The sequence below is a fragment of the Rhizobium sp. MHM7A genome (assembly GCF_005862215.1).
Lineage (GTDB): Bacteria > Pseudomonadota > Alphaproteobacteria > Rhizobiales > Rhizobiaceae > Rhizobium > Rhizobium bangladeshense.
The window spans coordinates 202,398-225,584 of the sequence record NZ_VCHT01000006.1; the positions used below are offsets into that span (position 1 = coordinate 202,398).

At 62.3% G+C, this 23,187-nt stretch carries 21 protein-coding genes; 8 read left to right on the top strand and 13 right to left on the bottom strand.

Annotation, left to right across the window (positions count from 1 at the left end):
• Positions 1-24: 24 nt before the first annotated feature.
• The 13 genes from dhaL to oiaX all read right to left on the bottom strand — a co-directional run bounded on the left by dhaL (position 25) and on the right by oiaX (position 13,732).
• Entirely contained in the window at positions 25-669 is a 645-nt protein-coding gene (gene dhaL / locus FFR93_RS21095; RefSeq protein ID WP_138394638.1) for a dihydroxyacetone kinase subunit DhaL, read from the bottom strand.
• Between the two features lie 3 nt (positions 670-672).
• Entirely contained in the window at positions 673-1,677 is a 1,005-nt protein-coding gene (locus tag FFR93_RS21100; RefSeq protein WP_138394639.1) for a dihydroxyacetone kinase subunit DhaK, read from the bottom strand.
• A gap of 56 nt (positions 1,678-1,733) precedes the next feature.
• Entirely contained in the window at positions 1,734-3,581 is a 1,848-nt protein-coding gene (locus FFR93_RS21105) for a hypothetical protein (protein ID WP_138394640.1), read from the bottom strand.
• Positions 3,578-4,612 carry a Gfo/Idh/MocA family oxidoreductase gene (locus FFR93_RS21110; protein WP_138394641.1) on the bottom strand — a complete coding sequence of 345 codons (1,035 nt, stop codon included), beginning with the start codon at positions 4,610-4,612 and terminating at the stop codon, positions 3,578-3,580. The genes FFR93_RS21105 and FFR93_RS21110 overlap by 4 nt, the downstream gene beginning before the upstream one ends.
• Position 4,613: 1 nt before the next feature.
• On the bottom strand, positions 4,614-5,678 hold the full coding sequence (locus FFR93_RS21115; RefSeq protein WP_138394642.1) for an ABC transporter permease: 1,065 nt from the start codon (positions 5,676-5,678) through the stop codon (positions 4,614-4,616).
• Positions 5,675-7,225 (bottom strand): sugar ABC transporter ATP-binding protein, encoded by a 1,551-nt coding sequence (locus FFR93_RS21120; protein ID WP_138394643.1) that lies wholly within the window; start codon positions 7,223-7,225, stop codon positions 5,675-5,677. Before FFR93_RS21120 ends, FFR93_RS21115 begins: the two co-directional genes overlap by 4 nt.
• Positions 7,222-7,866, bottom strand: a complete 645-nt coding sequence (locus FFR93_RS21125) for a DUF2291 domain-containing protein (RefSeq protein ID WP_138394644.1) — start codon at positions 7,864-7,866, stop codon at positions 7,222-7,224. Before FFR93_RS21125 ends, FFR93_RS21120 begins: the two co-directional genes overlap by 4 nt.
• Before the next feature lie 73 nt (positions 7,867-7,939).
• Positions 7,940-8,881 carry a D-ribose ABC transporter substrate-binding protein gene (locus tag FFR93_RS21130; protein ID WP_064708405.1) on the bottom strand — a complete coding sequence of 314 codons (942 nt, stop codon included), beginning with the start codon at positions 8,879-8,881 and terminating at the stop codon, positions 7,940-7,942.
• A gap of 97 nt (positions 8,882-8,978) precedes the next feature.
• Complete coding sequence (locus FFR93_RS21135; protein ID WP_138394645.1) at positions 8,979-9,806, bottom strand: phosphogluconate dehydrogenase C-terminal domain-containing protein; 828 nt, start codon at positions 9,804-9,806, stop codon at positions 8,979-8,981.
• Between the two features lie 78 nt (positions 9,807-9,884).
• Positions 9,885-10,331 carry an RpiB/LacA/LacB family sugar-phosphate isomerase gene (locus FFR93_RS21140; RefSeq protein ID WP_138394646.1) on the bottom strand — a complete coding sequence of 149 codons (447 nt, stop codon included), beginning with the start codon at positions 10,329-10,331 and terminating at the stop codon, positions 9,885-9,887.
• Entirely contained in the window at positions 10,328-11,131 is an 804-nt protein-coding gene (locus tag FFR93_RS21145) for a triose-phosphate isomerase (RefSeq protein ID WP_138394647.1), read from the bottom strand. Before FFR93_RS21145 ends, FFR93_RS21140 begins: the two co-directional genes overlap by 4 nt.
• A gap of 1 nt (position 11,132) precedes the next feature.
• On the bottom strand, positions 11,133-12,470 hold the full coding sequence (locus tag FFR93_RS21150) for a four-carbon acid sugar kinase family protein (protein ID WP_138394764.1): 1,338 nt from the start codon (positions 12,468-12,470) through the stop codon (positions 11,133-11,135).
• A gap of 5 nt (positions 12,471-12,475) precedes the next feature.
• Entirely contained in the window at positions 12,476-13,732 is a 1,257-nt protein-coding gene (gene oiaX / locus FFR93_RS21155) for a 3-oxo-isoapionate-4-phosphate decarboxylase OiaX (RefSeq protein WP_138394648.1), read from the bottom strand.
• 176 nt (positions 13,733-13,908) lie between these two features.
• On the opposite strand from oiaX, the gene FFR93_RS21160 reads away from it, so the two are divergent.
• From FFR93_RS21160 to FFR93_RS21195, 8 genes are all read left to right on the top strand, one after another.
• Entirely contained in the window at positions 13,909-14,613 is a 705-nt protein-coding gene (locus FFR93_RS21160) for a transcriptional regulator NanR (RefSeq protein WP_064708400.1), read from the top strand.
• Positions 14,614-14,739: 126 nt separating this feature from the next.
• A complete protein-coding gene (locus FFR93_RS21165) occupies positions 14,740-15,060 on the top strand; it encodes a hypothetical protein (RefSeq protein ID WP_064708399.1) in 321 nt (106 codons plus the stop codon).
• A 198-nt stretch (positions 15,061-15,258) separates the two neighbouring features.
• A complete protein-coding gene (locus tag FFR93_RS21170) occupies positions 15,259-17,112 on the top strand; it encodes an ABC transporter ATP-binding protein (RefSeq protein WP_138394649.1) in 1,854 nt (617 codons plus the stop codon).
• An 84-nt stretch (positions 17,113-17,196) separates the two neighbouring features.
• Positions 17,197-18,201: a LacI family DNA-binding transcriptional regulator gene (locus FFR93_RS21175; protein WP_138394765.1), complete on the top strand. Its 1,005-nt coding sequence runs from the start codon at positions 17,197-17,199 to the stop codon at positions 18,199-18,201.
• Positions 18,202-18,237: 36 nt separating this feature from the next.
• A complete protein-coding gene (locus tag FFR93_RS21180) occupies positions 18,238-19,530 on the top strand; it encodes a sugar ABC transporter substrate-binding protein (protein WP_138394650.1) in 1,293 nt (430 codons plus the stop codon).
• Positions 19,531-19,621: 91 nt separating this feature from the next.
• Positions 19,622-20,554, top strand: a complete 933-nt coding sequence (locus FFR93_RS21185) for a sugar ABC transporter permease (protein WP_138394651.1) — start codon at positions 19,622-19,624, stop codon at positions 20,552-20,554.
• Positions 20,547-21,440, top strand: a complete 894-nt coding sequence (locus tag FFR93_RS21190) for a carbohydrate ABC transporter permease (protein WP_138394652.1) — start codon at positions 20,547-20,549, stop codon at positions 21,438-21,440. The genes FFR93_RS21185 and FFR93_RS21190 overlap by 8 nt, the downstream gene beginning before the upstream one ends.
• 3 nt (positions 21,441-21,443) lie before the next feature.
• Positions 21,444-23,156: a GH32 C-terminal domain-containing protein gene (locus tag FFR93_RS21195; RefSeq protein WP_138394653.1), complete on the top strand. Its 1,713-nt coding sequence runs from the start codon at positions 21,444-21,446 to the stop codon at positions 23,154-23,156.
• Positions 23,157-23,187 lie beyond the last annotated feature (31 nt).

Here is a 23,187-nt window from a genome sequence, read left to right on the forward strand (position 1 = left end):
TAGCATGTCAACTGGTATGATGAGCTAACCATTATGCTGCCGCGCGAATTTTGCGATCGAAGCGATGATGATCGCAGCCGAAGCAGCGCCGGGATCGATATGCCCGATCACCCGCTCCCCCAGCCGCGATGCCCGCCCCTTGGCCGCCGTCATGTTCCTGGTCGCTTCTGAGCCTTGGCGCGCTGCCCGCTCTGCCATGTCGAGAGCTTCGGAGAGGGACGTCCCGGACGCAGGAGCGAGGGCGGCGTCGGCCGCGGGCCGCCAGGTGTCCACCATGGTTTTCTCGCCGGGCTCGGCCTTGCCGCGTTCCTGGATGCCCTGCGCCATCGCCGCGAAAGCACGCCGGAAGTCGTCGTCGCTGAGGTCGGACTTGTCCTTGACGGCGGCGCCGGCGCGCATGAAGGCTGTGGCATAGAGCGGGCCGGACGATGCGCCGACCGCATTCAGGAATGCTTTTGCCGCGGCGTTGAAGGCGGCTGTCGGCGCAGTCTGCGCGGGGTCGAGCGCGCCGACGGCCTTGGCCGCCGCCTCGCAGCCCGCATCCATGGCAAGGCCATGATCGCCGTCGCCGATGACGCCGTCCAGTTCGCAAAGATGGTCGCGATGCGCCGCAATATCATCGGCGATCAGGACAAACAGGCGCTGCAGGTCTTTGGTGGAGATTGCCATCGATCACCTCTTGAACATGGCGCAATCGCAGGGATGGTCGATCAACCGCCGAAGCTCGTCGTCGAGATGCATGAGCGTGACGGACGCTCCGGCCATCTCGAGCGACGTGCAGTAATTGCCGACGAGTGAAGTATGGATGATGAGCCCGGCATCATCGAGCCGCGCCTTCACGCGCCTCATCATGATGTAGAGCTCCATCATCGGCGTGGAGCCGAGCGAATTGACGAGCACGGCGACACGGTCGCCCCGATCTGCCTTCATTTCCCGGAGAATGTTGTCCATCAATTCGTCGGTCACGACGTCGGCAGACTTCAGCGGACCGCGGGCCGTGCCCGGCTCGCCATGGATGCCCATGCCGATCTCCATCTCGTCCTCGCCGATCTGGAAGTTCGGTTTCAATGTCTGGGGCAGCGAACAGGGCGAGAGCGCAACCCCCATTGTATAGGTTCGCGCATTGGCGTGGCGGGCGGCGCGCTCGACTTCGTCGAAGGAATAAAGCAGGTCGCAGGCAGCACCAGCGACCTTGAAGATGAAGACATTGCCGGCCACGCCGCGCCGCTTCTCCCCCTGATCGGAAGGGGCCGACGCCACATCGTCGGTCGTAAGCACGGTGCGGACCTCGATTTCGTCGAGCGCCAGCATTTCGGCAGCCATGTCGAAGTTCATCACGTCGCCGGCATAATTGCCGTACATGAACAGCACGCCGGCGCCGCCGTCGACCGCCCTCGCGCAGGCCATGATCGGATCGGGCGGCGGCGAGGCGAAGACATTGCCGATCGCAGCCGCATCCGCCAGTCCCTTGCCGACGTAGCCGAGAAAGGTCGGCTCGTGTCCCGAGCCGCCGCCGATCACCAGCCCGACTTTGCCCTTGCGCGGGCCGTTTCTGGCGATGATCGCGCGCGGCATGTCTTCCACCGCATAGAGGTGGTCGGGATGTGCCGCAAGAATCCCTTGCAGCATCTCGTCGACCGCATCCGCGCCTGCATTGATAAGCTTCTTCGTCTTCACGCCGATCCTCCCTTAACGAGCTCCGACCTGCATAGATGCGGCTGGCGCGCCGGAGGTCAATGCGCCAGCGGCAAGACCGCGATCGCGAAGGGCGCGAGCAGCACATCTCCGCCCAATGCGCCGCAGTCGACCTTTCGCTCTTCGCACGTCAGGTTGACCATATGCAGCTTAGCGCCTGCGGCATCCACGGCAATAAAAGCGAGAACGTCGGAGGGCGAAGACGAGACGCATTCCTGCCAGGAGGCGCCCGCCAAGCCAGACAAAGTGCGCACAGCGTTGAAGAGTGGCCGACGCCCGCCCTGTTCGGTCGGCTCATCAGGGCCCGCGACCAGGCCGAAGGGACCGGCCAGGGCCGAAAGCGTCAGGCATTCGAGACCGGCATCCAGCACCCGGATTGCGTAGCCGAGCGCGAAAGCCCCGGCGAAGCGGCCGTTATGGCGCGGGTCGCGATTGGCCATCGGGATGCGGCCACCGGAGGGATTGTCCATCGTGCGGCTGCCATAGGGATTCTGCCGCATCGGGATTGTCGAGGGGCCGATGCGATAGGGCTTATCGCCGTAAATCGCGCGCACGGAGCGGGTGATGAAGGGCAGCGCTTCCAATGTCTGCATGACGCTGAGATCGTCGGCCGCATGCACGATCGGATTGGTGCAATGGCTGACGAAGTCGATCTCACCCGCAGGCACACGCTTGCGGTTGAGTTCGGTGAAATAGCTCAGCATGCCCCCGCCGATGCGCGTCTCGGGGAAAGCGGCGCGCGCGGCGGCATAGACGTCTTCGAGGGGAGGGCAGTCCGGCCATTTGCTGCCCGGCGGCGTCGATTGCCGGTCGACGGAAGGCGAGATCAGGACTGCATCCGGTTTGAACTTCGCCATCTGCATCTGGCGGGCGATTTCGGCAACCTCGCTCGCCGGCGACGACTTGCAGGGGAGCGCTATCTCCAACGTCGAGCGGCCGCGATGGAGAGCAGCGATTGCGGCAAAACTCTTCAGCGCTTCGGCGCCGTGCCCGGCATCCGGATCGAAATGGAAGAGAAGCTCGCGAGGCGCGATCTGAGACAGCAGGGACGCAGCCGCGAGGGTCGCATCGGCCTCATCCGGCGTCACGATCACACCGACGCCGGGCATTGTGCCGGTCCGCGTTCCCAGTTTGAGGCTGATCGTCGCGCCCGGCGTAACGACCGAGGAGCGTTTTTCGGAAGAGCCGGCATCCCTGATGATGAGCGAGGTTTTCTGCCGGACAGGCTGGCTGCCCTGAACTTGATAAGGCCAGGGCAGGGCGAGCGGCCGTACGTAGGTCTTGTAGGAGGCATCGGACCAGTTCCTCTGGTCCTCCATTTCGAAAGTATCGCCCTCCATCCGGCATTCCGCCGCAACCCCGGGCATGACCTCGTGGGTGATGGCGCGCATGTCCTTGAATGGCTGCCAGGGCTCGATGAGATCGGGAAAACGCGTTTCGACAATGCGGCCGTCGACATGCTCTACCGTCGCCGGCGAACCGGCGATGCCGACGATCGGATGCAGGATGCAGAAGCCGCAGCGGTTGGTCTCGAAGCCGGTTTCGGTGACGGCTTCGGCCTCGAAGTCGAGCCGGCCCTGGCCTCCCGAGATGCGGATGTCGATAGAGAGCTTTGTTGCGCCCGGCCCGTCGCAGCGAGCCTGATAAGCAACCTCGAAGCAGTCCCCGCTTTGCTCGATCCTGAGATTGGCGATTTCAGGGCTGTAGGTGCCCCAGTCCCGGTCGCGAACGAGGTAGGAAATCGCCCGCAGCACCTCGCTCCCGTCGTAACGGATGGAACGCAGGTTGCCGTCGGCGAGATCGGCCGTCAGCTTTCCGGCCGTCAGGCGGACCGGCTGCTTCTCCTGAGCGCGGGTGCCGTAGAGCGCGAAGGCATCAGTGGTCATCGCAGCATCGCCTTCACATCGACTGTCTTCCTCTGAGCGGCACTGTCATAGGCGGCCTCAACGAGCGCAAAGGTCTTCAGATTGTCGGCCCCCGAGGTCGAGTGCTCCTCGCCGCGTTTGAGCTGATCGACCCAGTGCTGCTGGATCGCGCCGACGCTCTCCTGAATATTGTGCCAGGGCCGCGAAGCCCAGGGCAGCAGCCTCGGAGAGACGTCCATCGTGGTGGTACCCCTGCCGTTGGCGATTTCGAGGCGGTAGCCCTGGCTCAGGCGAATCGTGCCTTCAGCACCGTCGAGCTCGATCAGGGTCTCGGGAAACGGCTCCTTCGAGAGCTTTGTGGCATAGCTGACGTCCACCACTGAGGTGGCGCCGTTTTCATGATCGAGCAGAATGGTCGCAACGTCCTCGCCCTTTATCCCGGGGTTGACCCGCTCTGTCCGGGCCGTCAGCGAACTGACGTCACCAAGGATATAGCGGGCGATATCGAGCGTGTGAATGCCCAGATCTTCGATGATGAAGCGCTCGCCTTCCGCCAGATAGGGCTGGCCGGAGAAGACATCGTAGCCCGAGCGGAAGGAGAAGCGCCCCCAGAAAGGCTTGCCGATTGCGTTGGCAGCGAGCGCCTTTCGCACCGCCTGAACCGGGGTCTGCCAGCGAAAATTCTCGTGCACCATCAAGGCGACGCCGGCATTGCGGCAGGCCTCAACCATCGCCTTCGCTTCCGACAACGTCTTTGCAAAGGGTTTTTGGCAGATGGCCGGCACCCTGTTGCGGGCGGCCATCTCCACCAATGCGCGGTGGCTCTGGACTGTCGTGGCAATATCGACAAAATCGAAGCCGCCATCGGCAAACATCGCCTCGGCGTCTCTGTAGCGGCGTTCGATACCGAACTGGTCGCCGACGATCTTTAGGCGCCCAGGATCACGGTCGCAGATGGCGACGATGTCAGCGCCGTCGACATCATTCCAGGCATGCATCTGGTTGATGGCGAAGAAGCCGCAGCCGATCAGGGCGCCTTTCAATTCCGTCATCTCAACCTGCCTTTGCCATCTGCATGAGGGTTACGCGCTGCTGCAGGCGGCGCTGCGCCTGGTCGACGACCACGGCGATGATGATGACGAGGCCCTTGATGACCATCTGCCAGAAAGAGGAGACGCCCATCATGACGAGCCCGTCGGAGAGGATGCCGATGACGAAGGCGCCGATGATCGTGCCGCCGATCGTGCCGCGCCCGCCCGACATCGAGGTGCCGCCGAGAACGGCCGCGGCGATTGCATTGAGCTCGAAGCTTTCGCCGGTCGCCGGATGCGCCGCCATCAGCTCGGAGGAGATGACGACGCCGACGATCGCCGCGCAGAGGCCGGAGAACATGTAGACGAAGATCTTCACGACATCGACTCGGATGCCGGACATGCGCGCCGCCCGTTCATTGCCGCCGACGGCGAAGATGTGGCGGCCGATCGGCGTCGAGCGGGCGACATAGGCGGCCGCGAGCGCCAGCACGATCAAGATCCAGATCGATACCGGCAGGCCGAGAATGCGTCCCGCACCGAAGAAATCAAAACCGGTCGTGGCATATTCGGGCCGGCCGACGAGGTTCGGAAAGGTCTGACCATCCGACGACAGAAGCGCCAGGCCGCGGGCGACGTAGAGCGTGCCGAGCGTGGCGATGAAGGGCGCGACGTTGAGTTTGGTGATCAAGAGGCCGTTGATCAGACCGATGATGAGACCGATCGACAGTGTGATCAGCACGATCTCGAAGAGATTGAAATAGATGGTGTAGCCGATCGGCAGCTCGATGCCATAGAGGATCAGCCCGCCGGCGAGCATGCCGCAGAGCCCGACGATTGATCCGACCGAGAGGTCGATGCCGCCTGTGATGATGACGAATGTCATGCCCATCGCCAGGAAGGCGTTCAGCGCCACATGCTTCGACATCAGGATCATGTTCGCGGTCGACGTGAAATTCGGCGCGAAGATCGCGAAGAAGATGATGACGGCGAAAAGCGCAATGAAGGTCCTGAGCTTCAGCAGCGTCAGAAGCGCCGAGCCGTTGGCGCCCTTCGGCGCAAGAGTGGTGGAGGTTGCCGCCATCATGACGCGAGTTTCCCTTGATGTCCGTGTCCCTTGGCCGAAGCCGCGATAATGGCCTCCTCCGTCGCCTCGTCCCTGTCGAACACGGCAATCAGCTGGCCGTTGCTCAACACTGCGATGCGGTCGGAAAGCGCCATGACCTCTTCGAGGTCGGAAGTAGAAAATAGGATGGCGAGCCCATTGGCTGCCAGCCGGCGCATGGTGCGGAAGACGTCGGCCTTGGCGCCGACATCGATGCCGCGGCTCGGCTCGTCCATCAGCAGCACCTTCGGATTGGTCATCAGCGCCTTCCCGATGACGACCTTCTGCTGATTGCCGCCTGACATTGAGGTGACCTCGAAATCAGGGTTCGGCGCCTTGATCGAGAGATCGCGGATCGCCTCCTGGATCGCGTTCTTTTCCGCGCCGCTGTCGATATGGAAGAGCCTTGTGAAACGTGAAAGGCTCGCAAGCGTCAGGTTGGAAGCAATGGAGAGCACCTGCACCAGGCCCTCGCGCTGCCGGTCTTCCGGAATGAGGGCGAGGCCGCGGCGGATGCGCCGCGTCGTGTCACGGGCGCGGACTTCCTTGCCGTCGATGAAGACCTTGCCGGTCGAATGCGTATGCCGCCCGATCACGCATTCGAAGAATTCGCTGCGCCCCGCGCCCATCAGGCCGTAAATGCCGAGAATCTCGCCCGCCCTGACCGACAGCGAAACATCGTCGACCGCAAGCCCGCCGGTCGGCCGGGGAAGACTGACATTTTCGGCGCGGAAGACCTCCTCGCCGACGGAATGGGTGACGGATTTCGCGAAATCCTTGGCATCGGAGCCGATCATCGAGCGGACGATCCAGCGCGTGTCGATGTCGCGCACCATCGCCTGGCCGGTGACCTGGCCATCGCGCAGTACGGTGATGTAATCGCCGATCCGCATCAGCTCTTCCAGCCGGTGCGAGATATAGACGATCGCGACGCCCTGAGCCTTCAGCTCTGCGATCACTTTGAACAGGATTTCGACTTCGGCCGCCGAAAGCGCCGATGTCGGCTCGTCCATGATCAGTATACGGGCGTTCAGCGACATCGCCTTGGCGATCTCGACGAGCTGCTGCTGGCCGATCGGCAGGTCCTCGACCATGGCATCGGCCTCAATGCCGGCATCGAGGCGCCGCAGGAATTCGTTGGCCTTCTCGACCTGCGCCTTATGATCGATGCCGAGCAGTCCGCGGGTGATCTCGCGCCTTGCGAAGATGTTTTCGGCCACCGACATGTTGGCGAAGAGATTGAGTTCCTGGAAGATCATGCCGATGCCGTGCGCTTGCGCCTGGGCCGGGCTGTCGAAGGAGACGGGCTCGCCATCCAGGATGATGCGGCCGAGCGTCGGGCGCTCGACACCAGCAATAATCTTCATCAGCGTCGACTTGCCGGCGCCATTCTCACCGACGAGCACGTTCACCGCGCCGCGGCGCAGCTCCAGATTGGCGCGCTTGACGGCGACGATGCCGGAATAGACCTTCGACACGTCGTCGAGGCGCAGGATGACATCGTCCTGATGTATCTCTGCGGCCGTCATGACGCCACCTTCAATTCCGAAGGCGTCACGAGCGGAAGCTCGCCGCTTTTCGGCAGAGGGAACGCGCCGATCACCGTCACCGTCTTGCCTGCCAGGCCATCACGAGGGACAGCGGAGAGAAAGGCGGTATTGGCCTTCTCGTTGAACGCCTTGCCGAACTGCGCCCATTCGATCTGGTTCTTGAACTCGTTGAAGTTGACGAAATCGAGCGTGTCGCGGAGAGCCGTGCCGCGCAACGCAGGTCCGATCTGCACTTTCGCATCGGCCTTGCCGTCGCCGTCCGCGTCGACGTCGAGCGTCGCCGCGCGGGAAGCCGTATCGGCGGCAACGATCTTGCCGGTGATCTTCACCGCGTAGGTCCAAGGCGAGCTGCTCTGCTTGTGGGGGTTGCCGTATTTTTCGCCCGCGGTATCAGGGCTCGTGGCAACGAGCTGCATGACATCCTTCAGCTCGCCTGCGCGCTTTTCGAAATAAGGCACCACCTGTGGCTGCCAGATCGCCTCGACCTTCGCATATGGGTCGAAGGCGGTCTTCGCCGCTGCGGCCGCCTTCTCCTCGGCGGTCGGCGTCTTGATGATCTTACAGCCGGGCAAGGCCGCCGCTACGACGGCAGCGAGCAGGGCGCCCTTCATTCTCAGCATCCGGGTTAACCTCGAGGTCTTGCAAACGTATTGCAGAGGGTGCGATCACGCACCCTCTGCCAAACGCCGCTGATCAGTTCGTCAGGGCGAAGGTCTCAAGCTTGTCCGCATTGTCGGCGTTGATGAGAACGCAATCCATCAGTTGCTTCTCTTCCTTCGGCGTCGTCTTGTTCTTGATGTAGGCGTCCGCCTGTTCGACCGCGAGCTGCGCCTGGGCATAGGCGGGCTGCAGGACGGTCGCTTTGATGCCGCCCGACTTGATGGAATCGCGCACGTCGTTTGAACCGTCGAAGCCGACGACGATCACGTCCTTGCGGCCGGCTGCCTGAAGGGCGGCGATCGCCCCCATTGCCATGGTGTCATTGCCCGAAATGACGCCCTTGATGTCGGGGTTGGCCTGAAGGATGGTCTCCATCTTCGAATAGGCTTCCGTCTGGCTCCAGTTGGCCGATTGCTTGGCGACCAACTTCATCTCCGGATAATCGTCGATGACGTCATGATAGCCCTGGGAGCGGATGCCGGCATTGGTGTCGGATTCCTTGCCGACGAGCTCGACATAATTGCCCTTCTCGCCCATCAGCTTGACGAACTCCTGCGCCCCGAGCTGCGCGCCCTGATAATTGTTCGAAACGATCTGCGCGACGGCAACGCCCGTGGCGTTGATTTCGCGGTCGATCAGGAAGGAGGGAATGCCGGCATCCTTGGCCTTCTTAACGGCGGCGACGGAAGCGTCCGCGCCGGCATTATCGAGGATGATCGCCTTGGCGCCGCGCCCGATCGCCGTATCGATCACTTCCGACTGCTTGTTGGCGTCGTCGTCATGCGTCATGACAAGGGTCTCGTAGCCGAGTTCCTTCGCCTTGGCCTCGGCGCCGACGGCTTCGGCCTTGAAGAAGGGATTGTCATGCGCCGGAGTGATGATGGCGATGAGATCGGCGGCAAAGGCCGGCATGGCCGTTCCGAGCGCCAATGCGCCGGCAAAAGCTGCAAGTGTCAGTCTGCGCGTCAGTTTCATTCTTTCCTCCCTGTGGTGAATGACGCCCCGTTCTCCCCGGAGCGGTGCCCCGTCTCCGGAGCGGTTGCGGGCGAGGGCTTTGCCTCCCCGGGCCGGTTCAGGTGATGCGCCGGATGCTTTCGGCGATCTCCTGCGGTTCGAATACTTTCTTCCAGTCGTCGCGCATCAGCGCCGGAATGCCGAACTCGATCGCCTTGTTGCAGGCATCCGAGAACACGCCGTCGACTTCCTTGAAGATGACCGCGCCGAGCACATTCATATGGCCGAGCAGGAAGTCGCGGGCGGCCTGTTCCGGCACGCCGCGCGCCACGCATTCGTCCATGGCCTGGCGCATGATGACGAGCAGCGATGCGCAGACGGTTTCTGAAAGGCCGGGCTCCAGCATGGCGAGCTGCTCCACCGTGACCCGGTGCGAACGCATGACCGGCGCCCAGATGATCTTCGCGATCTCCTCGCCGAGCGCGTAAGCGCTTTCCGGGCCCTGCATCAGCGCCGAGACGATGTGCTGCTTGGCAAACAGACCGCCGAAATGATCCTTCTTGGCCTGCATGTCGGTCTCGTCGTTGAAGATCGGCGGATGGCAGGGATGGGTGACGAAATAGGTGAGGTCGTCCCGCTTTGGCAGGTGGCCGGCAAAGGGTGCCGCAGCGTCGAGCGCCACCACCATGGTGCCGGGCGCAAGCTTGTCGACGATACCCGCCGCGACCTTGCCGATCGCCGTATCCGGCACGGCAAGGATGACCACTTCGGCGCCGTCGAGCGCGGCGTCGACAGGCACGCTATCGAGGCCGAGATCGTTCTTCAGTCGGGCCTTGCCGGCGTCGCTCACCTCGACATGGCGCACATCGAAGCGCGAGCCTTTCAGATTTTTGGCAAGCCGGTATCCCATTTTGCCGCCGGCCCCGAAGAGCGCAATCTTGGTCATGTTTTCCTCACCTTTTCAGTTCTGGATAGGATCATATACTGGTATGATGAGTCAATCACCATATCACTACTTGCGTGTTCAAGGCGCGTGTTTTTCCGCATCAAGCCGATCGATCGCCTCCACGTTGCCGGCCGACGGGCCGTTGGGGTCGAATTCGGAGGCGAGCCAGACGTCGACGATGGACTTTGCCAGTTCAGGTCCGATAACGCGCGCACCCATCGTGATGATCTGGGCGTTGTTCGATTTTACCGCTCGCTCGGCGGAATAGGTGTCGTGGGTCAGTGCGGCACGGATCCCCGGAACCTTGTTTGCGGAAATGCACACGCCGATGCCGGTGCCGCAGAACAGGATACCGCGCTCATGTTCGCCGTTGACGATCGTCTGGGCGAGGCGCTGTGACAGATCGGCATAGAAGCCCGATTGACTGAGATCATGCACTTCGACGTCCGCCTTGCCCGAGAGATGGGCGGCAATAACGTCCAGGAGCGGTTTGCCGGCGCTGTCGGCGCCAATCGCGATTTTCATGGCAGTTTCCTTTCACTCGCCGTCTGGGGTGGAGATGAGCGATCGATCGCCGCGCTGACGCGGCCGAGGATGTCGAGATAACCTTCGACGGACCAGGCGGAGCGGCCAATGAACAGGCCGTCGATATGCGGCTGCGCGATCAGTTCCTCGCAATTGCCGGGATTGACGCTGCCGCCGTAGAGGACGGGCACCGGGCGGCCGAGAACGGCCTTCGCCACTTCGGCGATCCTGCCGTGCCGCTCCGAAGCGTAATCGGCCGTCGCCGGAATGCCGCTGAGGCCGATCGCCCAGACGGGTTCGTAGGCGAGCAGGATCGGAGCCTTGTCGGCCTCAGTGCCGACGCCGCGCAGGGCCGCCTCGACCTGCCGCCGCAGCACGCTATCGGCCAGACCCTCGTGGCGCTCCGGCAAGGTCTCGCCGATGCAGATGAGCGGCGTCAGCCCATGGCGGATCGCAGCCGAAACCTTGAGGCCGACGGTTTCGTCGGTCTCGCCGAAATGTTCGCGCCGTTCGGAATGGCCGAGTTCGACGAGATCGAGCCGGCAATCCTTCAGCATCACGGGAGAAATTTCGCCGGTCCAGGCGCCGGCATCCTCCCAATGCATGTTCTGGGCGCCGACTTTCACAGAGGTTTCATCAAGCACGCGCTTGACCTCGCGCACCGTTGTGAAGGAGGGAATGACGAAGCGCTGCACGCGGGTATCGCGGTCAGGGTCCGCATCGGCGAGGCGGCGCGCGAAGGCGAGCGCTGCCTCCAGCGTCTTGTTCATCTTGAAACTGGTGCCGACCCAGACGACCATCTCAGTTTCTCCTCCCGTCGCGGATCTGTGTGAAATAGCCGTCGGTGCCGACCTGGCCGCCCTTGAGCGAGATCTGCAGGCCATTGGTCGCGGGATAGTCGCCATGCGCGAGGCAGAGCGGCGAGCCCGGCGTCTGGGGAAGCGGCAGCAGCATCGTCAGCGCGTCGATCTTCAATTGCCGCAGCGCGTGACTTGACGTGTCGCCGCCGGCGACGACCGCGCGCGAAAGCCCCTCCGCTTCGATCAGCCTGCGCAGGATCGTGCCGAGCGCGCTGCCGAGGCGATGACGCGCGCCCGGCAGCCTGTCGATATCGGCGCCGCGGTCGGCGGATGGACCGAGCGCGGTATAGAGAATGACGCTCCTGCCTTCCCTGAGCTTGCCGAGGCCGGCCTGCACGGCCGCCTCCACTGCGCTTTCGCCGGTCTCCGAAACCAGTGCCAGCGGATCCAGCGCAATGGCCTCGAAGCCGTCCTCGACGGCGGCGCGGATCTGCCGCTCGGTCGTCGGCGAGACGCTGCCCGAGACGACGGCGAGACGGTCGACAGGGCCGGGATCGGGAAATTCGGTGCTGCTTTCGCCGATGACGCCGATCCGCCGCCAGGCGTCGAGCAGGGCATATTCTATCCCCGACGAACCGGCGACGAAGCTGCCGGAGCGGCCGGCCACGCGCAGCAGCTGCCGGCCAGCGGCGGTCTGCGTCGCCTCGGAATCGACGTCGATGAGCAGGATGCCTCCCGGGCTCGACGCCAGCGCGTCGATGCGCAGATCGGCATCTTCAGCCGTGATCGAAACGAGATCGGCGAGGAGAACAGGGAGCGAGGTCTGTTTCGACAAATGCACTGCAAGATCCGCCTCGTCCATCGGAGTGACGGGATGGCGGCTCATCACCGGGTGGCGATCGATGCGGAAGACGCGGCCCTGATAGGCGGCGAAGAGATTGCCGAAAGCCGTATATCGCTTCAGCTGCGGCGCGCCCACGATCACAGGCACGATTGCTTGCCCGAAGATCTTGCCGCCGATTTCGATCGCCTTTCCGATATTGCCGACGCCGGGACTGGAATCGAAGGTCGAGCAAACCTTGTAATGGCAGACGGCCGCTCCGAGCGAGCGCAGCCAGTCGAAGGCGGGCACCAGATGCAGTTCCATCCATGCCGGCGTTTCGCTGCGGCTCGTTCCGGCAATGCCGATCGCCCGGCAGTGCCTGAACCGTGCGAGCAGCTCCGGCGTGGGAAGGCCGAGGAACAGCACCGTCTCGACGCCGCGCGAAGCCAGCGCCTCCATCACGTCGGTCGAGCCGGTAAAATCATCGCCGTAGTAGCTGACGAGAAGCTCAGTCATGACGGTCACGCGCCCTTACCGTCGCTGAATTTCTCGATCGAGGCGGCAAGCTCCGGATGGTCTTTGGCGTAGATCTCCAGCGGTATGTCGGCGACCGCCGCCTGCCATGCCTGCTGCACGGCGCGAACACCGGCCGCCGGGCCGCCGGGATGGCTGACGATGCCGCCGCCGCAGAGATAGAGAAGATCGATGGTACGACCGGTGCGCTGATAAGTCTCCGGCGCCTGCCCGCCCCATTGGCCGGAGCCGGCGACCGGAAGCGGCCGATCGGCGTCATCGAAGAGCGGCGCGCTGACGGCCTTGAAGGAAGAGACAAAGCTGTCGTCCGGCTCCCAATATTTCACCCTGATGCCGTTGATCTGAAACTGGTCGATGCCGAGCAGCCGCCAGAATTGCTGATAGACCTTGAAATCCATGCCGGCGCCCGGATCGCGCGTCAGCACGTCCCAGCCGTTGCGATGCGCATGCAGCACCAGATTGGAGCGCTTGCGCAGGAAGCTCATGCCGCCGAAGCCGATCGAATTGATATTGACGACGGCGCAATTGCCACCGGCGGCCGCGACGATATCGTGGTTGCGCATCATCTCGTCCGGATCGGCATGCGAGATGCCGAAGGCATACATCACCTTCTTGCCGGTCTTCTGCTCGTGATCGAGAATGCGCGGCATGATCGCCGCGACGCGCTCCTTGAGCGGCGAATAGGCCGGGCTCATCAGCTTCTCGTCGTCCTTGATGAAGTCGACGCCGGAGTGGATCAGCTCGCCCACCAGTTCCGCCGTCTCGTGCGGTCGCAGCCCGAGCGCCGGCTTGACGATGGTGCCGATGATCGGGCGGCCTTGGACGCCGGTCAGCCGCCGGCTTCCGGCAATGCCGAATTGCGGACCGGGATGGGCGGTTTTGAAAGCCTCCGGCAGCTTCATGTCGACGACGCGGACGCCGGTCATGCCCTTGATCGAATAGACGCCGCCGATCGCGATGGTCATCAGCGCCGAAAGGTCCGTGCCGATCGCCTCCAGCGGGAACGCGATGTCGACGTCGGCGCGGTGGAGCCGCGTGCCGGGTGCGGCCTCGGGCCAGGTCGGATGAGCCGCCTCTTCAAGCGGGCGGATGGCCAGCACGCGGGCGGCGACACGCGCTTTCAGCTCTTCGGTCTCGCCGGGAACCGGTACGAAGGTTCCGGTCGACTGGTCGCTTGCGATCTTGTCCGCCATCGCCTCGACGCTGCCGGGCGTTTCGATGCGGTAGGTCAGGGTTATCATCATGACGGACGGCTGCTCCTCTCGCCAGGCAGATTGCCATGGCATCAACTCGTGATCTGGTATAATGAGTATTCCAATCGATGGAAAGCGGAATTTTCGGGTGCGCAAATTTTGGTCCCAAGCTTTGTCCTTGGTCCGGAAAACTGTTAGGAGGAGACATTTTGAGCCAGCGAGATCTCATGACCCAACCCATCGAACAAATCATCCGCCGGAAGCTTTCCGACGAAGTGTTTGATCGACTCGAGCGGATGATCACCTCGGGAGAGCTTCAGCCCGGCGATGAAATGCCGTCCGAGCGGGTATTGATGGAACGCTTCGGCGTCGGCCGGCCAGCCATCCGCGAAGCCATGCAGTCGCTCGCCAACAAGGGCCTCGTCAGCATCTCGCACGGCGAACGCGCGAAGGTCCTGCGGCTGACGGCAAAATCTATCTTCCGGCAGGTCGATCTCACCGCCAAGATCATGCTGTCGCAATCGGCGGATTCGCTGGAGCACCTGAAAAGCGCCCGCATCTTCTTCGAGCGCGGCATGGCGCGCGAGGCGGCCCAGCGCGCCTCGGCCAACGACATCAGCGACCTCAGGAATATCATCGAGCGCCAGCGCGCCTCGCTTGGGCGGGCTGAGGAATTCATCAATGCCGATATGGAATTCCACACCCGCATCGCCCAGATATCAGGCAATCCGATCTACGTCGCCGTCAGCGAGGCGATGCTCGCCTGGCTGAAGGAATATCACACCGAGATGCTGATCTGGACCGGCAAGGAAAAGTTCACGCTCGCCGAACATGACGAAATCGTCGACCGCCTCGAAGCCAACGACGTCGACGGATCGGAGATGGCGCTCCTGAAGCATCTCGAGAGGTCGCGGGCGCTTTATACGAAGTAGCACTCTATGCGGATCCGTGATCGGTCCGGGCACCTGGCGTAATTTGTCGTCAGCAGCTCCGGAACAATGATGTGCCGGCGAGGTTGTGGATGGGTCAATCACGCAACATCCCAGGAGGATATCAGGATGCGTATGAAACTCGTAGCAGCCTCGCTTCTCGCACTCGGCATGGCGACATCAGCCTTCGCCCAGTCCAATCCGGCTCCGGCCGGCGCCACGATCGACAAGAATACCGCCGACCAGGGCGGTGGCGCAGGCAGCGACACGAAAGCCAAAAAGCCGATGGCCACTGATACCACCACGACCGGCTCAACCACCGGCGGCACAATGAAAACGGACAAGGTCAAATGCCCCGATCCGGTAAACAACTCCGACAATCTCCAGACGCAGGGCGGCAAAAGCAACGCTACCCCGATGGACGAAGCCTGCGCAGCGCATAACAACTGACCGGCTTTCTTGCCTAAAGAACCCCGCTTCGGCGGGGTTTTTTATAATCAAGCCGCTTGGTCCCTCTTCTCCCGACAGCCTTCCGTCCCCACCATTCACCAAAATTCTCGTTGAGATTGCAGCAGCTAGGTGGTCCTATCCCTGCCTGCGTAGCCTTGAGTCCCTCGCCCGTTCTCCCAACACTTGACCGAGTGGCCCATGTCGATTTCAGATGCGATCTACCGTCCCTTCGAAACGCTGATCCGGCCGCTCGATATTCCCTACCGGCCGCTGCCCTCAAAGGGGCCGGTGACGGTGCTTTTGCATTTCATCGAGATGTTCCGCGGCGTGCTGATTGCGCTGGCGCTGTCTTCGATGGCGATGGAGGCGATCAACCTGACGATCGTCTGGGGGCTTTCGATCATTGTCGACGGCGTGACCGAGCAGGGTGCTTCCGCCTTCCTGCGCAATGAATGGCGGCTGCTGACCGTTCTCGGCGTCCTGATCTTTCCAGTCATGCCGATGGTGTCCTTCGTGCTCAATACGCTGAATTCGCATACGTTAGGCATCGCAATGCCGGCTGCCATTCAATGGCAGGGCCACAAGGCTGTCGAGCGGCAGGATCTCGCCTTCTTCCACGATCTCTATGCCGGCCAGGTTTCCTCGCGGCTGCAGCAGGTTTCCTCCGCCGTCCAGCAGCAGATCCTTGCCGGCTTCCAATCCATCCCGCGCTTCCTGATGCAACTCATAGGCTCGGTGATCTTGCTGAGCGCGCTCGCCTGGCAGCTTGCTTTGCCTGTCGTCGTTTGGATCGCGTTCAACATTGCCTTCACCGCCCGGGTCGTGCCGATCTTTGTAGAGCGCTCGCGCCGCACCGCCAAGCAGCGCAGCCTGGTCGCCGGCGCCATTACCGATCTCTACACCAACATGCAGATGATCAAGCAGTTCGCGGCCGAAGATAGCGAGGCTGGCGCAATCCGGCGCATCATCGGCAAGGCCGTGCAGACGCAGCACAGCGAGCAGCGCATCTACCGCTCGTCAGAGGTGACAGTCGTCATCCTCAACACGCTGCTGTGGCTGACCATGCTGGCGATCGGATTTTCCGGCCTGGTCAATGGCTTCCTCACGGTCGGCGAGTTCGTCGGCGCGGTCTACATTCTCAACCGGCTGTCGTCGCAGATCTTCGTCTTCCTGCAGATGGGTCAACAGATCTTCCAGGCGATCGGCACGATCAAGGATGCCATGCCCGTCATGACGACACCGCCGACGATCACCGATCGGCCGGATGCGAGCGAACTCAAAGTGGAACGGGGTGAGATCCGTTTCGAAAACGTCCGCTTCGCCTATAAGTCCGGCAAAGCTGTAATCGAGAAACTGTCGCTGACGGTCCGGCCTGGCGAGAAGGTCGGGCTGGTCGGCCTCTCCGGGGCAGGCAAGACAACGCTCGCAAACCTGCTCCTGCGCTTTTACGATATCAAGGAAGGCGCGATCCTGATCGACGGCCAGGACATTCGCGCGGTGACCCAATCAAGCCTTCGTCGCGCGATCGGCGTGATCGCCCAGGATGTCGCGCTGCTGCACCGTTCAGTCGGCGACAATATCCGCTACGGCCGGCCGGAGGCGACGCAGGAAGAGATCGAAAGGGTGACGAAGATGGCAAGCGCCGATGCCTTCATCGCCGATCTCACAGACAGCGAAGGTCGGAAGGGTTATGAGGCCTTCGTCGGCGATCGCGGCATCAAATTGTCTGGCGGCCAGCGCCAGCGCGTCGCCATCGCCCGCGTGCTGCTGAAGGACGCGCCGATCCTTGTCCTCGATGAGGCGACTTCCGCACTCGACAGCGAATCCGAAGCCGCCATCCAGGAAAGGCTGAATCTTGTCATGGAGGGTAAGACGGTTATTGCCATCGCGCATCGCCTCTCAACCATCGCCAGGATGGACCGGATCGTCGTGCTCGACCACGGACGCATCGTGGAAGAAGGCCGGCCGGAGGAACTGGTCGAGCAGGACGGCCTGTTTGCCCGACTGTGGAAGCGCCAGACCGGCGGCTTCATCCCCGAGGAAATCGACTGAGCTGGAGCAGCAGCGGCTGTCACGGCTTGACTCACGGAAACGGGATTGATACCGATGTGGGTAATCGATAACCCAAGCGAACTCGTGACTGCTTCACTCAATGACATAGCCGCCCGCGCAGGCGTTTCCGTCAAGACCGTATCCGGCGCCTTGCATGGCGGCTCGGCGCGCATGTCGGAGGAAACACGTCAGCGGATCAAGGAGATTGCCGAAGAGCTCGGCTATGTCACCAACTTCGCCGCCCGCAGCATGCGGCAGGGCTGGATGCCCCTCGTCGGCCTCGTTGCCGATGACTTGATCACGTCGCCTTTCGCGACGGAGATCATCAGAGGGCTCGACGGCGCGGTGCGTGCGGCCGACATGGCGGTCTTTGCCATGACGCTCGGCGGCCATCGCAGCATAGCGTCGATCCTCGATGAGATGCGGCGCTTTCGCCCGCGCTCGATTGCCTATGCCGCCATGTATCACAAGAGCGTCAACCTGCCGCCCGAGTTTACCGACACCGTGGGCGTCATGATCAACTGCCGGGATGCCAACGACCGTGTGACGTCCCTGGTGCCGGATGAAACGGGAGCGGCCGTTGAGATTACGAACTATCTCGTCGAGGCAGGCCGTCGCAATATCGCCTTCATCAATCTGCCGGGGCTTCTCGCCGGCGAGCTCCGCGAACTCGGCTTTCGCCAAGCGCTCGATCAAGCGGATATCGACGGAGCCGGCGCCATTGTCCTGCCCGCCGTCAGCAAGGCGATCTACAGCGACCGGGCCCACAGCCTCGTGCACGCGCATGTGCATGATCTCATGACAGGTCCGCGACGCCCCGATGCCATCCTGTGCGGCAACGATCGCGTGGCCATGGAGGTCTATGCCGCCCTGCGCCGCTCGGGCGCCACCATTCCCGATGACGTCGCCATCGCGAGCTTCGACAATCAGGTCGAGATCGCCTCGCGTCTCGATCCGCCGCTGACCACCATGGCGCTTCCCCATCGCGCCATGGGCCGCCAGGCTGCGCACATCCTGCTTGCCGAAGACCGGCCCCCGGTCGGAGTGCAGAAACTGCCGTTCCAACTGGTGGAGCGGGCATCCGTATAATTTGAGCCAGGCCCATTCAATTGAGGAGGAATTCTAATGGGTAATCGTTTACTTTGGTCTCTGATCCTGTCTTCGACTATGATAGCCCCATGGGCGCAGGCAGCCGAGAAGACTGCCATACAGGTCATGCATCAGGGCGATCCGGGCTTCGTGGCCGCCTACGGCAAAGTCGCGGAACGCTTCGAGGCCGCAAATCCCGATATCGATGTCCAGTTCATCTATGCACCGCACGACGCATATAACGAGAAGTTCAGCGCGGCCGTCATGGCCAAACAACTGCCCGATGTCATGGAGCTCGATGCTCCGTTCCTCGCCAATTATGTCTGGTCGGGTTACCTTCAGCCCATCAAGCCGCTGATCGACAAGGATCTCCTTGACGACATGACGGAATCCAACATTGCTCAGGGCACGTACCCGATCGACAAGGATCTTTATGCGATCGGCCTGACCGATTCCTCGGTCGTTCTTTACGGCAATAAGAAATATCTCGAAGCCATAGGCGCCCGCATCCCGAAATCCGTGGACGATGCGTGGACGCGGGAGGAGTTCGAAAGCTATCTCGAGAAGCTTTCGAAGCTCGATGGCGTGAAATGGCCGATCGACACCTTTCGCGGTTACGGCATCAAGACCGAATGGATCACCTATGCCTATGGGCCAATCCTGCAATCGGCCGGCTGCGACCTGATCGACCGCAAGGTCTGGAAATCCGAGGGAACGCTCGACAGCGACGCCTGCGTCGATGCACTCGCCATGATGCAGAAATGGGTCAAGAACGGCTGGGTCGTGCCGCAGTCGGCCGGTACCAACCAGTTCTTTGCCGAAGGCAATCCGGCCGCGCTGGCGCTCGGCGGACACTGGGTCTATGCGGAGGCGGCAGCGACCATGAAGGACAACATCGTCGTCATGCCGCTTCCCAAGTTCGGCGCAAAGGGAGCGAGCCCCGACGGCACCTGGATCTGGGCGATCACGAAGACCTCGAAGCATCCCGATATATCAGGCAAGTTCATCAGCTTCCTGCTGAAGGACAAGGAGTTCCGGGCCTACGTCGCAAGCCAGTCCGGCTATCCCGGCTTGAAGAGCTTCGCAGCCGAGTCTCCGCTCTATGCCGATGGCGGTCCAATGGCGATTGCCTTCGAACAGGCATCGAAGACCGCCGTCGCCCGCCCGCCGCATCCAGCCTATCCCACAATCACGTCGGCCTTCATGCAGGCCGTCGACGAGGTGTTCAATGGCGGCGATGCCAAGGAGGCGCTGACATCCGCCGCCGAGAAGATCGACCAGGATATCGAGGACAATGACGGATATCCGCCGTTCGGTGACGAGCAGTAATCGCCGTCGTCGCTGAACAATCGGAGCCTTGCAATGTCTCCGCCCGACTTTGCAAGGCAGAACCGGCGTCAAGCCTGAGAGGAGGATTTGCATGGTCATGCAACAATCGACATCATCGAGACCCGCCCGAATGGCGCTCCAGCGTGACAAGGGGCGCCTGATGCAGGAAGCGGCCATGCTCGCGCCCGCGGTCATCCTGCTGACTGTGTTTCTGATCATGCCGTTTCTGCTGTCCTTCTGGACGGCGATGACCAACCAGCCTCTGGTGCCGAGGCCGACGCCGGTCCGGTTCATCTGGTTCAACAATTTCATCCGCATCTTCAAGGACGACCTTTTCTGGACAGCCCTCTGGAACGTCTCGCGCTTCACCTTCTGGATCATTCCGGCCCAGTGCGGTCTCGCTTTCGCAACAGCCCTCCTGCTGCATCAGAACCTGCCGTTCCGCAATCTGCTGCGCGGCATGTTCTTCCTTCCGGCGATCACGTCGATGGTCGTAGTCTGCGTCATCTGGGGCACCCTGTTTCAATATCCCACGGGACCATTCAACCAGATCCTCGGCTTCCTTTCCGTCGGAGCGATCCAGCCGATCGATTGGCTCGGCGATCCCGAATGGGCGATGTTCTCGCTCGTCCTGCTCTCGGCCTGGCAGGCCTATGGTTTCCAGATGATCGTCTACCTCGCCGGCCTTCAGGGCATTCCCGACGAACTCTACGATGCCGCCAAGATCGACGGCGCGAACGCTCTCCGGCGCTTCTGGCACGTCACCATGCCCGGCCTGCGGCCGACCCATGTCTTCGTGCTCGTGATCACCACCATCCAGGCTTTCAAGCTCTATACCCAGGTCGCCATTCTCACGCAGGGCGGACCGAAGAGCAGCACCGAAACGGTGGTGCATTACATGGTCCGCGCCGGCTTCGAGGAGCAGAAGATGGGTTATGCCTCCGCCGTCTCCGTCATCCTGTTCGTGATCGTTCTCATCATCGCGCTGATCCAGCGCCAGCTCCTGAGGCGCTTCGATGTCTGATATCGCTCTCTCGATCCCGCAGCCCCGCGCAGCACGGCCCCGCTCCGCCGCCAGGGTTCTGCGCACCGTCCAGACGGTCTCTATTTTCATCATCGCCCTGGTGATCGTCTCGCCGTTGCTGCTCCTCGTCGTGGCGAGCCTCAAGGACGACCGGTTCCAGATCCTTGCCGACATGGGCAGCTTCCGAGCCTTCTGGGTTTCGAATCCAACGCTCTCCAACTATGCGGAGGTCGGCCACCTCTCGGGCGAACTCGCCTTCGGCCGTTACCTCATCAACTCTCTGATCATACTGGCCACCACGGTTTGTTCCGGCCTCATCGTGAATTCGATGGCCGGTTTCGTCCTGGCTTGGGGATCGCTCCGTGGCCGCGGGGTCATTCTGTCGGTCGTGATCGCGCTCTATGTGATCCCGCAGGAAAGCATCATCATGCCCCTCGTGATCATGGTTTCCAGGGCGGGAATATCCGACACCTTCGCGGTGCAGATCGTCCCCTGGATCGCGAGCCCTCTCTATATCTTCCTGTTCTACCAGTTCTTCACGCAGCTCCCGAAGGAGCTGCTGGAAGCTGCCGAGATGGATGGCGCATCCTTTTTCCGGGCCTATCGCTCCATTTTCCTGCCGCTCAGCCTGCCCGCACTCGCCACCGTGTCGATCCTGATGGGTATTGAGACCTGGAACCAGTATCTTTGGCCGATCCTCGTGACGCAGACGGATTATGCCCGGCCGATCGCGGTCGCCATCGCGACCTTCTTCGGCCAGGACAGCATCTACTGGGATCGTGCGATGGCCGCCTCCGTATTGATGATGATCCCGATCCTGGGGCTCTACCTCGCATTCCAGCGCTGGTTCGTGAGTTCCTTTATCGGCTCTGCCGTGAAAGGTTGAAATATGACAGATCAAGGGATTTCTCCGACCCATGAAAGCGGGCCGGAGACGATCAGCGCAGCACTCCCTGCAGGAACCACGATCCATGCTTGGATCAAGGCTTCGCACGGGGGCGCTCGGGGAAGGCTGAGCGCCCATGTCGATGGTAAGCCGGCCGGTGCCGTCGAAACATCAAATCCCCATGAATTCGAGTTTCGGCGGCTGACGCTGGAGAGCGGCGGGGAGACCGCCTTCACCTACGACCCCGCTGCGGCAGACGTCTCGCTTGTCTATGCCTTCTCTCAGCCCCGCGTTCTCGACGAGGGCATCCGGCTGTTGCATGTCAGGCCTTCGAATGCCGCGCCCGATATCACCGGCGGCTATCATTTCCGCCCGCCTTTCGGCTGGATGAACGATCCAAACGGTTTCGGAAGATTCGACGGCAGGGTGCACCTCTTCTATCAGCACTATCCCCACAGCCTTCGGTGGAACAACATGCATTGGGGGCATGCGGTCTCGGAGGATTACCTTCGCTGGACGCATCTTCCGATCTTTCTTCCCCCTTCGGACGAAATCGCCGCGCGGGCGGATGGACGCGGCGGCGCATTTTCCGGCTCCGCGATCGCGCTTGAGGGCGCGGGCGTTCGCATCTTCTTCACCGAACATATTAAGGACCGGGAACCGGAGGAGCAGGTTCAGTTCACGGCCACCAGCCGCGATCTTGTCACTGTCAAACCCGCACACCTGATCCTGCCTGAGCGGCCCGCGGGTCTGGGGCTGACGACCGACTTTCGCGACCCCTATGTTTTTCCAGGCCCCGACGGCAAATGGAAGATGCTGCTGGGCACGCGAGACCGCGAGGGCGGCGTCATCCTGCTTTACGAAACGGACGACCCGGCTGCGGCGGTGGGATGGACCTTCCTCGGCATGCTCCATCGCGAGAACCGCTTCGGGATGACCGCAGCGGAGTGCCCCTGCATGGTTCCCCTCGATGGTCCCGTGAACGAGCCGATGACGCGTTGGGCTCTGATTTTCGGCCTTCTGACCAGCCGCGACCCGGCAACAGGCCGGCGCAACATGACGCTTGCGACCATTGGCCGTTTCGATGGCCGCGCGTTCTCCGTGGAATTCGAACAGGAGCTGGATTTCGGCACCGACGCCTATGCATTCCAAGCCTTCGTCGATGGCAGCGGCCCGGTCGGAATCGCATGGCTCGCAAACTGGACGGACATCTCCAAGGAAATCGACATGCCGACAGCCATGACGCTGCCGCGCCGGCTGGCGTTGCGTCAGGGGGCGCTGATCACGCCGCCGGTTACCGGTGTGGAAAGCCTGCGACAGCGCCGGCTTGATGCCCATGGCCTTCTTGACGGCCGGAGCGTCGATCTTGCTGACGGCTGCGTCGAAATCCTGCTCACCCTCCAGGAGGCGGGCAACGCGTTCCACCTTGCATTCGATCATCCCGAGGCGGCGGTCGCGGTTCAGCTGACCGACGATGGGCTGAGCATTCACTTTTCGGTGACGAATGCCAAAGCGTCGCCGATCTACATCGCCGCCGGCGCACGGCCGTCGACCATTCGGCTGTTTCTCGATGCAGGTTCGATTGAAGTCTTCGCCGACGATGGCCGCTGGACCGGAACCAAGCGGCTGCCTGGCTTCAAGGGGATAAGCTCGATGCGTCTATCGGCGCCCGAGGGCAATGTGCGCGCCGCCGAAATCTGGCAGCTCGGTCTTTGATCTCCGGGGCAACCCGGACAAAAGCACGGCC